We start from the raw sequence: 553 nt of genomic DNA, 5'->3' as shown, positions 1-553 counted from the left end.
AATGATGTAGAGGGTGTTGTCTTCAAGCTGGCAACGCCACAGATTCTTATTGGATACCTGAAAAATCGCTTGTTGCTGGGCGATGTAGCATTGGTCAAAAAAGATCACGTCTCCAAGCTCTAACGAATGGAATTGATTTAAGTTCAGGTGCGTTTTGCCAAGGCTTAGCCAGACAGGAAGGGCAATATGCTGAGTCAGTTGCGACGAGCATGGCGGCAGTGCATCAACTAAAACGCTTTGACCTTCACTTACCCACAAACAAAGTGATGCGCTCGGTTTGTTTAGCGTCAGCATTAAGGTATTGCGCTGCGTTTCGCTTTGTTCCAGCGGTTGTAATTTGCTGAGGATAGGTAACTGACCAAATAGTCGTTTGAACGCGTCAGCATGAGGTTCAATCTGCGTACTGAGCAGAGCTAACTGCAACGAGTTTGGGAGAGATTCAAACGCTGTCGCATTCAAAGTTGAGTGAAGCCATTGCTGCAGTTGCGCGGAACAAAAATCGACTTGAATGGTTTGTCCACCAACCAGAGTGGTCAAGCGGTAGCCAGAAAAT

Annotated in this window: 1 pseudogene; it reads right to left on the bottom strand. The window is 46.7% G+C overall.

Annotated elements, in window-relative coordinates:
* A pseudogene (gene vscQ, locus R7R24_RS29520) lies at positions 1 to 553 on the bottom strand (SctQ family type III secretion system cytoplasmic ring protein VscQ); the annotation flags it as partial.

This window comes from Vibrio sp. 704, from assembly GCF_033339295.1.
This window is presented reverse-complemented; position numbering and strand designations above follow the sequence as displayed.